This window comes from Colwellia sp. E150_009 (assembly GCF_053543955.1).
The window spans coordinates 38,802-57,306 of the sequence record NZ_JBHFOM010000001.1; the positions used below are offsets into that span (position 1 = coordinate 38,802).

The following is an 18,505-nucleotide window of genomic DNA, read 5'->3' on the forward strand; positions in this document are numbered from 1 at the left end:
AATTAATAGCGTTAAATAAGTGACTTAGTAAATAAATCACTGCTACAATCAAATATAAGTAAGTCGTTGAGAGGTTAATATGGTGAATGTAAGTAATAAAATGCGCGTGAAAAAATCTTCAGGTTTCACCTTGATTGAACTCGTCATTGTTGTCGTTATATTAGGCTTTTTAGCAGTAACGGCTATCCCTAAATTTATCGACTTAACAGAACAAGCCAAGCAAGCAAATATTGAAGGTATGGCGGGAGGTTTTGCAACGGCTATTTCATTAGCTAGAGCGCAGTGGGAAGCCGAAGGACGGCCACAAGAGGGTAGTTTTAATAGTGTAAACTATGATGGCACTCAGTTAGTTTTGACAACAGAGACGACAACGATTCGCCCAGGGTATGTTACAGGTTCAGTTGCGGTTTCAAATGATGGGGCAGGGTTAGGAACAGGCTTTGATGCTGCTAACTGTGTTGATGTGTGGGAGAGTATACTACAACAACCACCGAATATAACTAACTCAATCACTACGTTAAATACAGATAGCTCAATGCGTTATTATGCTAGTGAGTCAGGCGATAATGAAAATTCAACTTGTCATTATTATTTAAAAGAAAGTTTAGAACGTAATACAAGTGGCGTTTATTTAGCACCAACCCCCGTAGGTACTATAACCACAGGCAAAAGTTTTACCTACCAACCAGCTACTAGCACGGTAACCGTTTACGTAAAAGATAATTAATTTTAAAAATACCAAAATAGAAGTAGGGCTTTAATATGAAAAATGCAGCGAGACAAACAATGAATAAACAAACAGGTTTCACATTAATTGAATTAGTGGTGGTTATTGTTATTTTAGGTATTTTAGCGGTAACTGCAGCGCCTAAATTTATAAACCTTCAAGATGACGCGAGAACGGCAACACTTCAAGCAGTAAAAGCATCAATGCAGTCAGCGTCTAGTTTAATTTATAGCAAATCATTAATTGCTGGTAATGAGAAAAATGCAAGTGCTACGACAGAGTTTGTCTATGTTAATACTAAAAAAACACAAATAAACTATGGTTACCCTTTAGCTGAGTATACTGCTGCAATCATAGCTGATAACCCTGGAACGTGGGATGACTTACTTGATGTAGCTGCTGATTTTGATTCAGTCGTCATTGGTGGGAATTATATTGTTTATCCGAAAGGAAGCACAGCTCCAACAGCAACTACCATAGGAGACAGCTCAGCCAGCTGTTATATTACCTATACTCAGGCTGCGAGTGCTACAACACCGCCAACTTATGTTATCACTCCTTGTTTATAACTATAAAATAAATACATTAATATCGTGAACTTTAAAAGGAGAGCTAAGCTCTCCTTTTTTGACTAAAAATATCATTTAATGGTTATGAATAAACATCAGATTGGCTTTACCTTAGTAGAATTAGTTACCGTTATTATTCTTATCGGAATACTTGCTGTTGCTGTGTTGCCTAAATTTGATGGTACGGCGAGTTATGAAGCCCATACACATCGCGCACAACTAATATCCGCGTTGCGCTTAACTCAGCAACGGGCAATGCAGCAAACTGACTCTACAGTTTTGGCTGTAACGGGTCAGCGCTATTGTCATCAACTAATTTTTGATAATGATCTCAATGTGTCACGCTATGGTACCCCTGATAGGCTTGACTGTACAAAAATAACTTTTCCAAATAATTGGCAGCCTGATGCCACAGGGTTTATTGTTGAAGATAAGTATACTGTTAATTTTGGTATAGCTGGAAAATCAAACCCTAGTGCAGTAACGTTTAATAGTATGGGACGACCCGTTGCTAACACAAATACGTCTTTAGAAAATGATTGTGATAACGGTTGCACCATCAATGTTCAACACGGAACCGATACCCCACTGCAAATAGAGATCGAATCAGAGGGTTATATTCATGCGAAATAGACCTACTGCCCTATCAAAAAAGTATACTAAACTTGCCTCTGGCTTTACGTTAATAGAGTTAATTGTCGGTATCGTTGTGTTATCAATATCCTTATCGATTGTTTCAATATTGATAGCCCCAACCGAGCAAAAAAGTGCAGACCAAATACTACAAGTTAAAGCGGCAGAACTTGGTCAAAGCTTATTAAATGATATTAGCTCACGCGCGTTTGATGAAAAATCAGATATGGTTGGTGGTTTACTGCGTTGTGGTGAACCTAAGTCTGATGGCTCTGCCAATCCTTGCACAGATAAGGTGAATTTTGGGCCAGATACCGTATTAGGTATAACAGAAACGAGAGCGACTTATAATGATGTTGACGATTTTGATGAATATGCACAACGTTATAATGCTCAAGGTGAAGGTTTGCACGCCAGTTATACAAATTTTACAATTTATATAGACGTAACGTACGACGGCGCCTCTTTAGGTTTAGCTCACCGAGCAGCGAAAAAAATAACCGTTACCGTTACGACGCCTTTAGGCACTGAGATAAAATTCGCAACCCATAAGGCAAATTTTTGATGCTTAATTCTCAATCAAGGCAAAGCGATGTTAAACAAAAGTGTCCAAACCAACAGGCTTTAATTAATAAAAACAATGGCTTTACACTATTAGAGTTAATTATCGTTATTATTATCCTTGGTGTTATGTCTTTAGGGATAACGAGTTTTATATCATTGAGTACGCAAACTTATTTAAATGTTAGCGAGCGTGATGATTTGTTATCAAGCGCGCGATTTGCTATTGAAAGACTCAATAGAGAAATCAGAAATGCAGTGCCCAATAGTATCAGAATCACACCAATTACTCCATTTACTACACAGCAATGCATTGAATTTATCCCAATTAAAGCCAGTACTATTTATACTGATGTTCCTGTAGTGCCTGACAACAAACGAGCGAATATTGATGTTGTTAACTTTGTTAATTCTCAAGATGCTCCATTTAGTAGTTGCTCTGGTACTTGTCCCGATTACATTGTGGTTTATCCACTGACACCATCAGATGTTTATGATTTTGATATAAACTCAGGTGATGGTAAAGTGACACAATTGAAACCGTTTTCTGGTTTAATAGGGGATATTTGGACTGTACCGATTGAGCCTACTGGCGGAATGGTATTTGAGCAACATTCGCCCACTGACAGGCTTTATGTGTTTGACTCAACCGTGTCTTATTGTGTTAGTAATTTTCAGTTAAAACGCTTTCAAGGGAATAATTTTGAGGCATTTCAATCATTAACCCCCGTGGGCAGTGAGTCGTTAATGGCTGAGAATGTAACATTTGACAAAGATAATCCACCTTTTGTTTATTCGCCAGCATCTTTGCAAAGAAATTCTGTTGTGCAAATTAAACTTCATTTTAATCGTGATGGTGAAGAAATTGTGTTTAATAATGATGTACATATTGAGAATATTCCGTAGTTAACAGCCAATATTGTTAATGTTACTAGCCTTGTAATCACTGGGTTTGCTTGCTTTTTATTTGCATGTTTATTAACTTAGCGTTAACGTTGTTTTATGAGTGTCATAATGATTAACACCAAATGATAAATCGCTTATTCCAGCTTTCTAAAGTACCTTCTACAGTTGAAAAACAAAGAGGTAGCGCCCTTATGATGACGTTATTTATTATTATTGTGTTAATGTTGCTTGGTAATGCCTTGATGCGTGTTTTATCAACCAGTAGTGAGGCTATTGCACAAGAGGTAATTGGCACTCGCGCTTATATGGCTGCTAATTCTGCGATGCAAGCGGAATTGCAAAAGTTATTTCCGTTAAATCCCGTCACTGGATCAGCAACTTATTGCACTACACCAGTAACGGCAAGCTATGATTTTTCAGGCCAAGCAGGGTTGTATCACTGTGAAGCTTTTACCAAATGTGAGGAGTATGCTACCAATACTACAACAGGTGAAAAATTCTACCGCTTAACCAGCACGGGGACATGTGATAGCTCTACTATGGACAGTACCAGAAAAATTCAAGTAGAAGCGAGGAGCTTACCATGATTCATCGTTTGATATGGCTTCTTTTTCTATTGCTTGCCGTAATCCCCCATACATACGCGGTGGACTGTTTAACTATTTTTCCATCAGGATGGCGTCAGAATACGCCAGCAAATGAACAATTAATTAACTTTCCGACTAACACCTCAGGTAATACGCTAACTAATGGTGCCATTTTACCTCGCGGTGATAATTTATATTCAAATTCGAATCTTGGAAGTCAAGGTGAAATTTTTGTTGGTGCAGTAACCGGTACAGAAAAAACCGCTCGATTATTTTTTAGATCTTCGGTTAGTTGGCAAAATGTCAAGATCAATGAAAATGGTAATCCAGAAGACCTAATCATAGTTGTTGATGGCAGTTTACAAATATCAGGTGATGACACCGTTATCAATGCCATTATTTACGTAAAAGGAGCAACAGCAATAAGTGGTAATGGCATAATAAATGGCGCGGTGACTACTTTAGGAAGTGCTACTAGTTTTAGTGTTAACTACAATGCCAGTAACATCATCAATGCTGATTTTAATGGTATGTGTGAATCGTCGGTTGCTCCCATAGCAGAATACCGCTTTGACGAAACCGAATATGCAGATATACCGAGTGAAATAGTCGATAGTATTGGCGGCTTCAACGGACAAGCTAAATCTAGCCAACCAATAGAAGAAGGTGTGGTCTGTAATGCTATTGATCTTTCTGCAACAGGAACTTCTGATTATGCGACTTTACCTAAAAATATTTTAACAGGCAAAAACGACTTTAGTATTTCTTTATGGGTCAGAACAGCTAAAACCTCAAACCAGAGTTTACTTTCGGGGGCTGGCGCTAGCAATAATGAATTACTTATGTGGTTTACGGGTGATACCAATTTTGCTCCTTTTTTAAAAGATATTACTAATGGTAGTATTAGTACACAGTCAATTGCTGATGATAACTGGCATCATTTAGTTTGGACTCGCGAAGGCAGTCAAAGTTGCTTATTTGTTGATAAACTTTTCAAGGGCTGTATTGCACAATCTGCTTTACCATTAGATATTCAAAGCCTTATTCTCGGACAAGAGCAAGACAGTATTGGTGGAAGTTTTGTTTCATCACAAGCGTTTGAAGGCTTAATTGATGAGCTTTTAGTGTTTGATAAGGCCATATCACTCGACGATGTTAGCTCTATTTATGATAACCAAACAGCAGGGTTAGGCTACGATGGTACTGCGCGTACTTGTCCTATTTCTGTTTTTCCTGAACCTGTTTTAGATTTACATTTTGATGAAACAAGTTGGAATGCAACTAATGCTGTTATTGATGTTAGTGGTAATGAGTATCATGGTAATGCGATAAATACTATACCAACGCTATCAACCCAAGGGGCAATTTGCCGTGCGGCTGATTTATCAAATTCTGGCATAAATGACTATATTACCCTAAACAGTGAAGCATTAAATAACCGCAGTAACTTTTCTATTTCTTTGTGGTATAAAACACCGAAAACGGGCACCCAAAGTATTATTTCAGGCTCAAGTGCTACAAGTTTTAATGAATTGATTTTCTGGTTTAATAATGGCAACCAATTTGGTCCTCATATAAAAAGTAATACAAAGTCGGTAATTACTAGCAGTATTTCTGATGATAACTGGCACCATTTAGTATGGACGCGATCAAGTACTAAAAATGTATTTTATCGAGATGGTGTTTTGCAAGCGGGGAGTGCCACTCTACCAAGCGGACTACTGAATATTACTAGCCTTATTTTAGGACAAGAACAAGATTCGCTCGGGGGGACGTTTGAAGCAACACAAGCAGTTGAAGGTCTAGTCGATGAACTATTGGTTTTCGGCAAGGCACTAACGCCTGCGCAGGTGAGCACTGTATACAGCAACCAAAGTTCAGGTTTAAACTTTGATGCTTCACCAAGAGTTTGCCCTTTATTGCCTGAACCTATACTAAATTTTCAATTTGATGAACCATTATGGCTGGGTGATGCAAATGAAGTTATCGATGAAACGGGTAATTTTAATAGCCAATCAATTAATGGCGCTAATACGGCAAACTTAACGCCTGCGGTTGCGTCTAATCCTGGAACCTGTGGTTACGGAATGTTTGATGGCGCTAATGATTATGTTGCCTTACCTAATTCTTTTGAAAATCAACAAGGCAGCTTTACCATAACGGCTTGGATAAAGCCAATCAATACCAATCCTGGTTCACGTATATTTGCGGATGACGAAGATAATGGCCAACAGGGTTACGCGCTAAGTTTAGGCGATCCTGGTAGTGGTAAGCTTCGTTTTTATTCTCGTGGTGTTAATCCTATTTCAGTCGACACCTTAAATAGTGTTATACCTACCAATACATGGACATTTGTTGCGGCTGTACACAATAGTGAAACGAAAACACGACAAATTTATGTTAATGGTGTGGCGCAAACGGTTACAGGTGGTGGAACAAGTAATACCTATACAGGTACTTGGGGGGTAGATACTGGTATAGCGACCATCGGTGGTGAGTCAGACCTAGGTGAAACAGGCAATAGATTCACTGGGGCAATAGATGAAGTGCGTATGTATCAAGGTGCTTTAACTAATGCTGAAATTAATGATATTCAAAGTGAGACACATCAATGTGCGATTATTGACCATTTTGAAATTAGCCATGATGGTCAAGGGCTTACTTGTCAGCCTGAAGCTATTACGATAAAAGCATGTGCTGATGCAAGTTGCGCTAATTTGTATACAGGTCCAGCTGATGTCGCACTTTCAATAAATGGTAATCTCGATAAAATTGTCACGGTAACGGGTGGAAGTATGTCCACTAGTTTTTCATATGTTGATAGCACAAATCCTGCCACACTGAGCTTAGATAAACCTTATCAATGTAAAAATGGTGTTTCAACTAGCTGTGATGTGGTGTTTGCTGAGGCAGGTTTTATTTTAGATATTAATGGCGGTAATGATGTTCCATCATGCGATGATAGTAAGTCTTTATCTATAAAAGCAGTCAAGTTAAGTGATGATGGTGTGAGTTGTGCGCCTGCATTTGTTGGTAACCAATCACTTAAATTTGTTTTTGATTATCAAAATCCCGATACGGGCACTGTAGTGCCAATACTCGATGGTGTGAATATGGAACCATCAGGAACGAAAAACGTAACCTTTGATGGTAATGGTGAAGCCTCGCTACCCATACAATACAATGATGCAGGTGAATTACAATTTTTAGTTTCCGAGGTTGTTCCGTCAGGCGTAACGTCAGGTGTGTTACAAAAAGTATTTTATCCAACGCAATTAGCGGTTTCTACGCCTTTAACCTCAACCGATAGTGGTGGTACGGTTACACAAAAAGCAGGGTTAGATTTTCCGATAAGTATTGTTGCTCAATGTCAAGGTGGTACTCCAACTAACAATTATGAACCGCAATCAAATAACACATTACAGTTATCTGTTCAGCAAAAAGAACCGATTGCTAATAAGGGAGTATTGGCACTTAGCAGTACTAATATTAATGCAACAAACCAAGCACCTTTGGCAACAGCACAATTTAGCAGTGCTAACGAGGTCGCGTTAAATTTCAACGGTAGTTACAGTGAAGTCGGTATTATTAACCTAGCCGCCAAAGATAGTAATTATATGGGAAATGAGATTAGTTCTGCGGGTTTCAGTACTGTGGGGCGCTTTATTCCTGATCATTTTGACGTTGAAATCGCTGAAAATTCATTTGAAAATATCTGTACCGTAGGTGCCGATCTTACCAAACATTTCACTTACATTGGCCAACCTTTTAGTTATTTGTTAGCGCCAGAGATATTGATAACAGCAAAAAATACCGCAGGTGACACCACTAAAAACTATACCGAAGGAAGTTACCAGAAATTAACGTTTGATGATGTAGAACGCACATTTCCTACAGCGGATACGAGTAAAGAGGGACTTGATCTGAGCGATAATAGTATTGATGACGCGCCTAAAATGGCAATAATAGCGAATGTTTTTAGTGATTCAGCAATGTTGGTGTCACTTAATCCAGGTGAGATGACTTATACTTTCAAATCGACAGATAATTTTACCTTTACTAAAAATGCTAACTCGCAAGTTGGCCCATTTCAAATGAATTACGATATTGTTATTGATAGCATCCAAGATTCAGATGACGTAGACGCTAGTATTGCGTTATCAGCTAATAATAAGGTATCGCCAACGGGAGTAAACCTTCGTTTTGGCCGTTGGATTATTGATAATACCTTTGGTCCTGAAACAAGTAATTTACCCATACCGATGGCAGTTCAATATTGGAATGGCACGGCATTTGAAACAAATACCTATGATAACTGTACGGCATATACTGCGACTAAGTTAAGTGTTAACGATACTAATCTAAACCCAGGGACAACCTCAGCATCTGGTAGCGGTGATTTTGTTAATGGCATAGCATCTGAAGTGACTTTGTCAGCACCAGATACACCGCATCAAGGTGCAGTACCCGTTAGTTATTTGATTCCTGCTATGCCTTGGCTTCAATACGACTGGGATTGGGATGGTGTAAGCACCAGAGAGTTTAATGAAAACCCATTTGCTACGGCTACTTTTGGTCAATTTCGTGGTAATGACCGAATAATTTACCAACGAGAAGTCAATAATTAGCTCGAACAAGCATTTATAGAAATAAATGCTTGAATTATTCATTAAAAACAACTGACATAATAGAATTGACCTGAATTGTCAGGTATGATTGTTCGATCTGTTATTTGAAATAATAATACGCACTAATTAACTCGCATTTTTACAGGACATTTCGAGCTTATGTTTAAAAAATTACGCGGTATGTTTTCTAACGATTTATCAATCGATTTAGGTACAGCCAACACTCTAATTTATGTTAAAGACCAAGGTATTGTGTTGGATGAACCTTCAGTAGTCGCCATTCGTCAAGATCGCTCAGGTGGCTCAAAAAGTGTCGCTGCTGTTGGTACGGCGGCAAAATTAATGTTGGGGCGTACGCCTGGAAATATTGAAGCAATTCGTCCAATGAAGGACGGTGTTATTGCTAATTTTTTTGTGACTGAAAAAATGTTACAACACTTCATTAAACAAGTGCATAGCAATAATTTTTTACGCCCTAGTCCAAGAGTATTAGTGTGTGTTCCTTGTGGTTCAACTCAAGTGGAACGTCGTGCAATTCGTGAGTCAGCCATGGGTGCTGGCGCAAGAGAAGTTTATTTAATTGACGAACCTATGGCAGCGGCTATTGGCGCAGGCATGCCAGTGTCGGAAGCAACTGGCTCTATGGTGGTTGACATTGGTGGTGGTACAACAGAAGTGGGTATCATTTCATTAAATGGTGTGGTTTATTCATCATCAGTACGCACTGGTGGCGATAAATTTGATGAAGCCATTATTAATTATGTACGTCGTAATTTTGGCAGCTTAATTGGTGAAGCGACAGCCGAGCGTATTAAGCATGAAATTGGCTCTGCCTATCCCGGTGAAGAATTAATTGAAATTGAAGTACGTGGTCGTAATTTAGCAGAAGGTGTACCGCGCAGCTTCACCCTAAATAGCAATGAAATATTAGAAGCTTTGCAAGAACCGTTATCAACTATTGTAAGTGCTATTATGGTTGCCTTAGAGCAATCTCCTCCTGAATTAGCGTCAGACATTTCTGAACGCGGCATGGTGTTAACGGGTGGTGGTGCATTATTGAAAGGTTTAGACCGCTTATTAATGGAAGAAACGGGGATTCCAGTCGTGGTTGCTGAAGATCCTCTGACATGTGTCGCTAGAGGTGGTGGTAAAGCCCTAGAGATGATTGATATGCATGGGGGCGATTTATTCTCCTATGAATAAAAATTGATGTTACTTCTTTGTTATTTAACCCAATTACGGCGTTAAAAGTACTCATTGACTAGCGTCAACTCCGTGCTTTTGCCTTGTACTTGAATTAAATCCCTGTGAAGAAACGATCAATTTACCAAGGAGAATTAGAATTAATTAAACTCATTGTTAGAAATTATCAACTCGTAACTGGTTTACTATGAACCCAATTTTTAAACATGGCCCATCCCCACAGCACCGACTTGTCTTGGTGCTGTTTTGTTCTATTTTATTGATTTTTTTCGATCATAAAATGGCAAGCTTTGAATCGTTACGCGGTTACTTACAATCTATGGTAAGTCCTTTACAATACCTTGCTAATACGCCCAAAGTGGCAATGACTTGGATATCTACCAATATGGCTACGCGTAGTCAGTTGATGGAGGAAAATCAGCAATTTCGTTTAAATGAACTTAAATTTCACGAGCAAGCGATGCAGCTTGATATTGTCAAACAAGAAAATGAACGCTTGCGTACTTTACTTGCTTCGCCATTACGCAGTGAATTAAAAAAGATGGTTGCTGAAATTCTCTCTGTCGATAGTGATCCCTACACTCACCAACTCGTTATTAATAGAGGTGCTAGAGATGGCGTATACGAAGGTCAGCCCGTACTTGATGCATTAGGTATTGTTGGACAAATATTACACGTTGGGCAAACAACCTCTAGAATAATACTGATTACAGACGTTTCTCATGCTGTACCCGTAAGAGTAAAGCGTAATGGTTTAAGACTATTGGCTTCAGGGAGTGGCCAAATTGATCGGTTAAATCATAATTTTGTGCCACAAAGTGCAGACATTAAGGTAGGAGATATATTGGTTACTTCGGGCTTAGGTGGAAAATATCCTGAAGGCTATCCCGTTGCGACTATTTCGTTTGTTAGTAATAATGAATCAAGAGAGTTTGTTAAAGTTTACAGTACACCTATTGCTGAAATAGATCGCTTACGTTATTTATTATTATTGTCAACAAAAGATCCTGTCAGTATTTTTGCACCTAAACCGCAAACTAAAGATCAAAGTAACGTTCAGCCTAAACCTATGTCTAAACCCCAACTAAAGGTGAATGAATAATGTTTGCTCATAATGGTGTTATGATATTGCTGACATTATTGATTGCTGTAATGGCTAGTATAATGCCTTTACCATTAAGTGTTGACGCCTTCAGGCCAGACTGGGTACTTATTGTGCTTATTTATTGGTGCATGGCCTTACCAGGGCGAGTTAATATAATCACAGCCTGGATAATGGGTTTTTTAATGGATGTGTTGCTCGGTTCCGTATTAGGTGTTCATGCTGCCGCTATGGCTATATCTGTTTTTATTGTGGTAGAAAATTATCAAAAAATACGAAACTTTTCTATTTGGCAACAAGCACTTATTACAGGGGTTTTATCTGCTTTATACCATTTAATTGTTTTTTGGTTACAGCGGTTTTTGATTGATGCCTTTTTTATTAGCAGTTATTTATATCCTGTGATCACAACTGTTGTGTTGTGGCCATGGGTATTTTATTTATTGCGTAAAGTACGTCGCCATTTTTCTATTACATAATTAATTTATTTGGGGTTGCATGAAACAACTAATTTTGGCTTCACAATCGCCTAGGAGAAAGGCACTGTTAACGCAACTAGGCTATCAATTTATCACCCAAGCAGCTGATATTAACGAATCAGTAAAGCCAAATGAAAATGCTACAGATTATGTAGTTCGCTTAGCTAAAGAAAAAGCTCAAGTCATTTTTTCATCGTTACCAACGCACCAACAACTACATACTGTGGTATTGGGTTCTGATACGAGTGTGGTAATAGAAAATGAAATATTAGGTAAGCCAGCCAATGAAGCACAATGCATTGCCACACTGCAGCGTTTGTCGAATAAGCAACATCAAGTGTTTACAGCTATTGCTGTGGTTAGTAAAAATAAAAATAGCCAAGAACACAAAAATAATGTGTTGAGTACATTAGTTGAAACACAGGTTCAGTTTAAATTGCTAACGGTTGATGAAATAAAAGCCTATTGGTGCACAGGAGAACCATGTGATAAAGCAGGTTCTTATGGTATTCAAGGGATAGGTGGTCAATTTGTGACTACAATTAATGGTAGTTACTCAGCCGTTGTTGGTTTACCCTTATATGAAACAGTACAGCTTTTGGAGTGCGTAGGCTTACCATCAAGCCTATCTCAAATAAAAATTAAGGATTAATATCAAATGAGTAGTGAACTATTAATCAATGTAACCCCAAGTGAAACGCGTGTTGCGTTAATTGAACATGGCTCTTTGCAAGAAGTTCATATTGAACGTGAAGCCAAGCGAGGTATTGTCTCAAATATTTATTTAGGTAAAGTTATTAGAGTGCTACCAGGTATGCAAGCGGCATTTATTGATATTGGCTTAGATAAAGCCGCATTTTTGCATGCTTCAGATATCAATTCAAAACTCATTTTGAATGAAGAGACTGAACAGGTACCTGATATTCGTGCTTTGGTGCATGAAGGACAGCATTTAATGGTGCAAGTGGTTAAAGATCCGCTTGGTTCAAAAGGAGCCCGCTTAACGACAGACATCACAATTGCTTCTAGGTATCTTGTATTAATGCCACATGCAAGCCATGCAGGTATTTCACAGCGTATTGAGGATATTGAAGAACGAAAACGCTTGAAAAAAATTGTCAGTCCTTATTGTGACGATCAACAAGGTTTTATTGTTAGAACCGCAGGCGAAGGGGCGGGTACAGAAGAGCTAAAACATGATGCAGAGTTTCTTTGTAGGGTTTGGAAGAAAGTAAAAGAACGAAAACAGCGCAAACAAGTTGATTTACCCTTATACCAAGATTTATCACTATCATTACGCGTATTAAGAGATTTTGTTGGTGTTAAGTTTGAACGTATTCGTGTTGACTCTAAATTAACTTATGATCAACTTATTTCTTTTACTCAAGAGTTTGTACCTGAATTAACTCAGGTGATGGAGTATTATCCAGGCGAAAGACCTATTTTTGATTTATTTTCGGTGGAAGTTGAAATACAACGGGCATTACAGCGTAAAATTGAACTTAAGTCAGGTGGTCATTTGGTTATTGATCAAACTGAAGCCATGACAACAATAGATATTAATACAGGCGCTTTTGTTGGTCATAGAAACCTTGAAGACACTATTTTTAGTACTAATATCGAAGCAACTCAAGCAATTGCAAGGCAGTTAAGGCTAAGAAATTTAGGTGGTATTATCATTGTTGATTTTATTGATATGCACAGTGAAGATCACAAACGACGTGTTTTAAATAGTTTAGAAATGGCGATGGCAAAAGACAATGTTAAATTTAGTGTGCACGGTTTTTCTTCGTTAGGTTTAGTTGAAATGACACGTAAACGAACGAGAGAAAGTTTGGAGCATATTTTATGTGGTGAATGTCCTGTATGTACAGGGCGTGGTAACTTGAAAACTGTGGAAACGGTTTGCTTTGAAATTTTACGAGAAATTGTGCGAGTAAACCGCGCCCATGAGGCAGATAAGTTTATTGTTTATGCTGCTTCGGCCGTAAGTGAATTTTTAGTTAATGACGAATTTCATAGTTTAGCAGAGGTTGAAATGTTTATTGGAAAATCAATAAAAGTGCAAACTGAAACTATGTATTCTCAAGAACAATTTGATGTAGTCATGATGTAGTAAAGGCTACCAAACTCATCGTTCAAGAGCTTAATTGTAATGATAGGAAAATGATTTTTAATGTCGATTGTAAGCGTCTCTAATCGCTGGCTTAACCGTCTTTATAAAATGCTGGCAATTTTGCTCGTATTATTGGCGGTATTGATCAGTGCATTACGTTTATTTTCACCTTATGTGGATCATTATCGACAAGACTTTCAAGATTACATCAATGCTAATAATCAGACTAATCTTGTGATTGGTGGTTTAGGTATGAATTGGCAACGTTCAGGGCCAACGTTAATTGCTAACCAAGTTACGCTAGTTAATACCTACGGGGCTTATGTTTATGTCAAACATCTAGAGATACAAGTTGATTTCTGGGCAACATTAACCATGCAGCGATTAATTTCCAGTAACTTAATACTTGATGGCGCGGTGGTAAATGTAGAGCAAAACGCCTGGCAAACAAGTAATACAACAGAACAAGATAGTACGCCCCCCGACACTAATCAACAACTTGATGGCTTTAAGCAAATTGCGGATATATTTTTAAACCGCATTAATCGTTTTTCACTAATAAATAGTCAAATATCTATAAAAAATAAAGCGCTTGAACGCCATTTTCGTGTCAATAACTTGCACTGGTTAAACCGTGGCGAGCGCCATCAAGCACAGGGTAATATTATTGTTGATGAATTAAGCTCGAATAATTTGAAGTTAAAAATAGACATTAATGGTCAATACGTCGAAGAACTTGATGGCATGATCTATCTTGAAGCAAATCACCTTGATATAACACCGTGGCTTGATAGCGTATTAACCCTTGATAATGATAAAACAAAAGCTGACATCGGTTTTTCTGCTTGGTTAAATGTTGACAAAGGTAGTGTTGAGCGTTTGCAAGTATCGCTGCATGATAATCTTATTAGTTGGCAAGAAAGTGTTTTAACCAATGAAAATCAGTTTGCAACGAGTGACTCTCAAAAAAATATCATACGTCATCACTTAAGCTTAAGTGCAGGTCAACTGTTAATGGTTAAAGGAGAAAACGCTGAAAATTTCAAGTTATTTAGTACTCCGTTATCATTTCAGTTTGATCAAGCAGCTGCCCAACCTTTTACGCTACAAATACATAAAACATCAGAAGAACTTTTAGTTTACTTATCTTCGCTTGATTTAGCCTTAATTAGCCAAACTTCACCTTTGTTTATTGCACCTGATAACATTCAGAAACTTTTGTCAGAATTAAAAGTTAGCGGCATAAGTCATGATATATTTCTTAAAAAAACGGCAGAAGATACTTCAGTGTTGGCTAGTTTTGCCAATACGTCTACTCAATATAGTCAAGGGATTCCTGGGTTTGATAATATGGCTGGTAGCCTAAGTTTTACTCAACAGCATTTACATTTAAACCTAGCGGCAGAGCAAGGATATTTTGATTTTAATGAGCATTTTATTGCTCCTATCCCCTATGAATCATTTAACGCTATGGTTGATTTGTCTATTGCCGATGATCTTTGGCAACTAAAGGTTAATGATATAGCATTAAAGTCTGATGAATTAACCCTACAGGCCGATTTAGCGATTGACTCGCCAAAAGACGGTGACATGTTAATGTCGCTAATGGCAAATGTTACAGACGGTGATGCAAGTAAAGCAGGGCATTATTACCCCTTGACTATTATGAGTGATGACTTGGTTAATTACTTGAATGAGTCGTTAATTGAAGGGCAACTAAAACAAGCACAAGTGCTGATTAATGGACCTTTGGCAAAGTTTCCTTTTGCCGATAAGTCAGGCACTTTTATTGTGGATGCAGAACTAGCAAAATCGACTTTCAGATTTAGTGAAGATTGGCCAGCCATTAAAGATTTTTATGCCAACTTAAATTTTACTAATAATAGTATGTTAATTACGGGTCGTTCAGGTACGTTAACTGGCTTAGATGTGACTGGTGTACAGGCAGCGATAGATGATTTAAGTCATGACGCGGTGCTGACAGTTGATGCGCTGATTCAACCGTCACCAGCAACAGCCATTGCTAAACTAATGCAGACTAGTCCTTTGAAAGATTCTGTGGGTACTGTGTTAGAAAGGTTACAAGTAAAAGATGATATTCAAGGGGAGTTTCACCTAGATTTACCCTTAATGGCAACTGATAACGCGTTAGCCAGAGGTATTATCAACTTTATTGATAATACGGTGTTATTACAAACACCACAAATGATATTTACACAAGTAAACGGGCAATTAACTTTTGAAAATGCCAAAATAGAGACAAAAAATTTATCCTTAAAATGGCAAGGTTTGCCTCTAACGTTAACAGTTAAAGGGAACGATAAAACAGATTACTACGACACCAATATAGCACTAGCAGCTAATTGGAAAAATGATATGTGGTTACCTCATGTTTCACCCAACCTAAAAAAATATTTTGATGGGCAATTAGCGTTTCAAGGTGACTTGTCATTGTACCACCACCACAGTGGCGGTTTTTCGTATCAATTTACGGTTGATTCAGATCTAGAACCATTTCAACTAAAATTTCCTGAACCCTACACAAAAGTAGCACAAACCAAGGTGCCATTGAAAATAGAAGTTAATGGGCAGTTAGAGCAATCAACTTTTAATGCAACTTATGGAAGCAAGCTTAGCTTTTTTGGGGTGCTAAATCATGATAATGCTCACTTTTCTCGTGCTCATATTGTTTTGGGTAATGAAAAAATGCTTTTACCAATGGATGGTTTACACATCACCACTAATCTAGCGCAAGTGGGGTTTAATGAATGGCAACCCTTAATTCTTGATATTATTAATACGGTTTCACCTACTGAGACTCATCAGAATACAAACAATCAAGATAATGATATTGCTTTATTTCCTAGCCCTGAACGCATTAGAGGAACAATAGGGCAATTAGATCTATTAGGACAGGAATGGCATAACGTTTCTTTTAATTTACTTGATAAGAAAAATTGGTGGTTATTACAATTCAATGCCAAGGAAACACGTAGTCAGGTTAAAATTTTTCCTGATTGGTTAGAGCAGGGAATAGATGTCAATGCTGACTTCATTAATTTAATAAATCAGTCTGAAAATGAACCTAATCAGCAAGCCAATAAGGCAGAGCTTACGTCAAATGAATTGTTGAAAAGTGAGCAAGGTAATAATCAATATGATGGGCAGCAGGCTGCATTAACTGAAGATATATTTGACAAAATCCCCAAACTTAACTTTTATTGCGAACGTTGCCAAGTTAATAACCTTAACCTTGGAAAAGTCAGTTTTTCATTATCACGTACCGATGATAATGTGATTAAAATAGAAAACTTTAAAGCCAAGCGTGAACAGGCTGAATTTACTTTTTCAGGGGAGTGGAAAAAACAAGAAGTAAGCTCAATAACGTCACTTAATGGCTCGTTATCTTTAAATAATATTGAATACGAATTAGAACAGCTAGGCTATGGTTCAATTATTCGTGATAGTGGTGGTAAGCTTGATTTTGATGTTAATTGGCAAGGAGGTCCACATGATTTTAGTTTTAATCATTTAAATGGGAAGCTAAGTGCTAATATAGATGACGGTTACTTAGCTGAAGTCAGTGACAAAGCTCGTATTTTTTCTGTGTTAAGCTTGCAATCTATCGTAAGAAAATTAACGTTAGATTTTCGAGATATTTTTAGTGAAGGCATGTTTTACAAAGATATCAAAGGTGATTATTCCATTAACGAAGGTGTGTTATACACAGATAACACTCGCATGAATGGTTCAGCAGGAAATTTATTTGTCAAAGGTAACACCAGCTTTGTCAATAATACCCTTGACTATAAAATGTCTTACAAACCTAATTTAACCTCAAGTTTACCTGTGCTTGCTTGGATTGCTACCTTAAATCCTGTTGTGTTTTTAGCAGGAGTAGCTATTGATCAGGTAATTACCTCGCAAGTGGTTTCTGAGTTTAATTTTGAACTAACGGGCAGTGTCAATAATCCAAACTTTAAAGAAGTGAATCGTAAGAGCCGTGATGTCAGTGTAGGCCGGTCAAAACCACCTGAATTTGTTGATACTAATGATAAAACTCAACAAAAACCACAAGAGCACATGAACAGTAAATTTAAAGAAAATCCATTTAAAGAAAATCAGTTGCAAGAAGAATTAAATGATTAAGCTTAGTGCCATACAACTTAACTCTAAAGCAGATGTTACGCATAACTTAGCGGTTATTGCGGCACAACTTGAAAAATTAGTACATAGCCCCGTTAGTACACAAGCAAACAATAATGATACTATTGAACACATTGTTGTGTTGCCTGAATGTTGTTTGTTTTTTGGCGCTAATGATAAAGCGCAGTTATCTCTAGCAAAAAACACGCAAATGAATAATGATTTGCAAATCGCGTTGAGTGCTTTAGCTAAGCAATTTAACGTCACCATTATCGGCGGTACTATTCCAATAATAACGGCTAATGGACAAAAATATACTAACAGCAGTTGTGCTTTTAATTCTGCTGGCGAGTTAATTGGCCGTTATGACAAAATTCATCTGTTTGATGTGAATGTTGCAGACAGTGAAAAAAATTATTGTGAATCACGTTTTACCCAAGCAGGCACAAGCCCTTGTATGGTAAATACACCTTTTGCAAAGATAGGCCTAACGGTTTGTTTTGATGTTCGATTTCCAGCGTTATTTCAAAAACTAACAACCATGGGCGCAGATATTATTACTGTTCCCAGCGCTTTTACCCGAGTAACAGGTAAAGCACATTGGCAAACATTATTACAAGCAAGAGCCATTGAAAACCAAGTGTATATCGTTGCATCAGGGCAAGAAGGTGTACACGAAAATGGTAGAGAAACCTGGGGACATTCAATGATTATTAGCCCTTGGGGAGAAATTTTAGCTTGCCTTGAAGAAGGTGAGGGTATAATTACTAGTGAATTTTGCCCACAAGAAATTAAACGTATACGAACAAGTATGCCATTAAAGCATACCGCTGAAACCTAATGTTAAG

The 18,505-nt window shown here is 37.7% G+C and carries 14 protein-coding genes; all 14 read left to right on the plus strand.

The features are described from left to right. The first annotated feature begins 100 nt into the window (after window positions 1-100). The gene (locus ACE1OF_RS00185) at window positions 101-727 is read left to right on the plus strand and encodes a type II secretion system protein (protein ID WP_448891814.1); all 627 of its coding nucleotides are present in this window, start codon (window positions 101-103) and stop codon (window positions 725-727) included. 35 nt (window positions 728-762) lie between these two features. After that, the gene (locus ACE1OF_RS00190; RefSeq protein WP_448891816.1) at window positions 763-1,296 is read left to right on the plus strand and encodes a type II secretion system protein; all 534 of its coding nucleotides are present in this window, start codon (window positions 763-765) and stop codon (window positions 1,294-1,296) included. An 84-nt stretch (window positions 1,297-1,380) separates the two neighbouring features. Beyond that, window positions 1,381-1,929, plus strand: a complete 549-nt coding sequence (locus ACE1OF_RS00195) for a pilus assembly FimT family protein (protein ID WP_448891818.1) — start codon at window positions 1,381-1,383, stop codon at window positions 1,927-1,929. Then, window positions 1,919-2,494 carry a type IV pilus modification PilV family protein gene (locus ACE1OF_RS00200; RefSeq protein WP_448891820.1) on the plus strand — a complete coding sequence of 192 codons (576 nt, stop codon included), beginning with the start codon at window positions 1,919-1,921 and terminating at the stop codon, window positions 2,492-2,494. Before ACE1OF_RS00195 ends, ACE1OF_RS00200 begins: the two co-directional genes overlap by 11 nt. Further along, the gene (locus tag ACE1OF_RS00205) at window positions 2,494-3,396 is read left to right on the plus strand and encodes a prepilin-type N-terminal cleavage/methylation domain-containing protein (RefSeq protein WP_448891821.1); all 903 of its coding nucleotides are present in this window, start codon (window positions 2,494-2,496) and stop codon (window positions 3,394-3,396) included. The genes ACE1OF_RS00200 and ACE1OF_RS00205 overlap by 1 nt, the downstream gene beginning before the upstream one ends. A gap of 191 nt (window positions 3,397-3,587) precedes the next feature. Then, the gene (locus ACE1OF_RS00210) at window positions 3,588-3,983 is read left to right on the plus strand and encodes a hypothetical protein (RefSeq protein WP_448891822.1); all 396 of its coding nucleotides are present in this window, start codon (window positions 3,588-3,590) and stop codon (window positions 3,981-3,983) included. Continuing rightward, window positions 3,980-8,611 (plus strand): DUF6701 domain-containing protein, encoded by a 4,632-nt coding sequence (locus ACE1OF_RS00215; RefSeq protein ID WP_448891823.1) that lies wholly within the window; start codon window positions 3,980-3,982, stop codon window positions 8,609-8,611. The genes ACE1OF_RS00210 and ACE1OF_RS00215 overlap by 4 nt, the downstream gene beginning before the upstream one ends. 159 nt (window positions 8,612-8,770) lie before the next feature. Next, complete coding sequence (locus tag ACE1OF_RS00220; protein WP_448891824.1) at window positions 8,771-9,814, plus strand: rod shape-determining protein; 1,044 nt, start codon at window positions 8,771-8,773, stop codon at window positions 9,812-9,814. 187 nt (window positions 9,815-10,001) lie between these two features. Beyond that, complete coding sequence (gene mreC / locus ACE1OF_RS00225) at window positions 10,002-10,916, plus strand: rod shape-determining protein MreC (RefSeq protein WP_448891826.1); 915 nt, start codon at window positions 10,002-10,004, stop codon at window positions 10,914-10,916. Then, window positions 10,916-11,395, plus strand: coding sequence for a rod shape-determining protein MreD (mreD, locus tag ACE1OF_RS00230; RefSeq protein ID WP_448891828.1), 480 nt, complete (start codon window positions 10,916-10,918; stop codon window positions 11,393-11,395). The genes mreC and mreD overlap by 1 nt, the downstream gene beginning before the upstream one ends. Before the next feature lie 19 nt (window positions 11,396-11,414). Further along, entirely contained in the window at window positions 11,415-12,047 is a 633-nt protein-coding gene (locus ACE1OF_RS00235) for a Maf family protein (RefSeq protein ID WP_448891829.1), read from the plus strand. A gap of 6 nt (window positions 12,048-12,053) precedes the next feature. Next, window positions 12,054-13,511 carry a ribonuclease G gene (rng, locus tag ACE1OF_RS00240; RefSeq protein WP_448891830.1) on the plus strand — a complete coding sequence of 486 codons (1,458 nt, stop codon included), beginning with the start codon at window positions 12,054-12,056 and terminating at the stop codon, window positions 13,509-13,511. 60 nt (window positions 13,512-13,571) lie between these two features. Continuing rightward, a complete protein-coding gene (locus ACE1OF_RS00245) occupies window positions 13,572-17,660 on the plus strand; it encodes a YhdP family protein (RefSeq protein WP_448891831.1) in 4,089 nt (1,362 codons plus the stop codon). After that, window positions 17,653-18,498, plus strand: a complete 846-nt coding sequence (locus tag ACE1OF_RS00250) for a carbon-nitrogen hydrolase family protein (protein ID WP_448891833.1) — start codon at window positions 17,653-17,655, stop codon at window positions 18,496-18,498. The genes ACE1OF_RS00245 and ACE1OF_RS00250 overlap by 8 nt, the downstream gene beginning before the upstream one ends. The last annotated feature ends 7 nt before the right edge of the window (window positions 18,499-18,505 follow it).

What these genes read in the sequence shown, in the direction of transcription:
- ACE1OF_RS00220 (WP_448891824.1), top strand. Translation starts at nt 8,771, where the DNA reads ATGTTTAAAAAATTACGCGGTATGTTTTCTAACGATTTATCAATCGAT.
- ACE1OF_RS00195 (WP_448891818.1), top strand. Translation starts at nt 1,381, where the DNA reads ATGAATAAACATCAGATTGGCTTTACCTTAGTAGAATTAGTTACCGTT.
- ACE1OF_RS00200 (WP_448891820.1), top strand. Translation starts at nt 1,919, where the DNA reads ATGCGAAATAGACCTACTGCCCTATCAAAAAAGTATACTAAACTTGCC.
- ACE1OF_RS00235 (WP_448891829.1), top strand. Translation starts at nt 11,415, where the DNA reads ATGAAACAACTAATTTTGGCTTCACAATCGCCTAGGAGAAAGGCACTG.
- ACE1OF_RS00215 (WP_448891823.1), top strand. Translation starts at nt 3,980, where the DNA reads ATGATTCATCGTTTGATATGGCTTCTTTTTCTATTGCTTGCCGTAATC.
- ACE1OF_RS00245 (WP_448891831.1), top strand. Translation starts at nt 13,572, where the DNA reads ATGTCGATTGTAAGCGTCTCTAATCGCTGGCTTAACCGTCTTTATAAA.
- mreD (WP_448891828.1), top strand. Translation starts at nt 10,916, where the DNA reads ATGTTTGCTCATAATGGTGTTATGATATTGCTGACATTATTGATTGCT.
- rng (WP_448891830.1), top strand. Translation starts at nt 12,054, where the DNA reads ATGAGTAGTGAACTATTAATCAATGTAACCCCAAGTGAAACGCGTGTT.
- ACE1OF_RS00205 (WP_448891821.1), top strand. Translation starts at nt 2,494, where the DNA reads ATGCTTAATTCTCAATCAAGGCAAAGCGATGTTAAACAAAAGTGTCCA.
- ACE1OF_RS00210 (WP_448891822.1), top strand. Translation starts at nt 3,588, where the DNA reads ATGATGACGTTATTTATTATTATTGTGTTAATGTTGCTTGGTAATGCC.
- ACE1OF_RS00250 (WP_448891833.1), top strand. Translation starts at nt 17,653, where the DNA reads ATGATTAAGCTTAGTGCCATACAACTTAACTCTAAAGCAGATGTTACG.
- ACE1OF_RS00190 (WP_448891816.1), top strand. Translation starts at nt 763, where the DNA reads ATGAAAAATGCAGCGAGACAAACAATGAATAAACAAACAGGTTTCACA.
- ACE1OF_RS00185 (WP_448891814.1), top strand. Translation starts at nt 101, where the DNA reads ATGCGCGTGAAAAAATCTTCAGGTTTCACCTTGATTGAACTCGTCATT.
- mreC (WP_448891826.1), top strand. Translation starts at nt 10,002, where the DNA reads ATGAACCCAATTTTTAAACATGGCCCATCCCCACAGCACCGACTTGTC.